This is a genomic window from Caballeronia calidae (assembly GCF_900044055.2).
Classification (GTDB): domain Bacteria; phylum Pseudomonadota; class Gammaproteobacteria; order Burkholderiales; family Burkholderiaceae; genus Caballeronia; species Caballeronia calidae.
Genome location: NZ_FCOX02000368.1, coordinates 1 through 538, shown reverse-complemented (window position 1 = coordinate 538; position 538 = coordinate 1). Strand labels below are relative to the sequence as shown.

At 55.2% G+C, this 538-nt stretch carries 1 protein-coding gene; it reads left to right on the top strand.

Going from position 1 to position 538, the window contains the following annotated elements; all coding sequences use genetic code 11:
- A partial coding sequence (locus tag AWB78_RS43075) for an ISAzo13-like element transposase-related protein (protein ID WP_445344279.1) occupies positions 1-451 on the top strand: 451 nt, incomplete at its 5' end.
- Between the last annotated feature and the right edge of the window lie 87 nt (positions 452-538).

The following is a 538-nucleotide window of genomic DNA, read 5'->3' as shown; positions in this document are numbered from 1 at the left end:
ACGGGTGAGCGTGCGAACCGTCAGGCAACTGTTAAAACAAAACGGATTTTCCCGTCGGCAATCGCAGAAAAAGAAGTCGCTCAAATCTCATGCGCAGCGCGATGCGCAGTTTCAGCGTATTTCGCAACTCAAGTCGGAATACCTCGCAGACGATCAACCTGTGATCAGCATCGATACGAAGAAAAAGGAGATGCTGGGCAACTTCTATCGCGGCGGCAAGCTGTACACGCGCGAGCAGCTTGAAGTCCTCGACCACGATTTTCCGAGCTACAGCGAGGGCAAGATTATTCCGCATGGGCTGTACGACATCGGCCTGAATAAGGCGCATGTGAACATCGGCGTGAGCTGTGACACGACACAGTTTGCCTGCGACAGCGTGGCGCACTGGTGGGAAACGCAGGGACGCGTCGATTATCCCCGGGCCACACGGTTAGGAACGAGTGAGAAATAACTTCCCGGCGGTGCTGGGTGGTGGGAAGCGGCACTGTTAAGATGCAATGGATCCGGAGGATAGACGATGCAGGCTGGTTACAGGGCT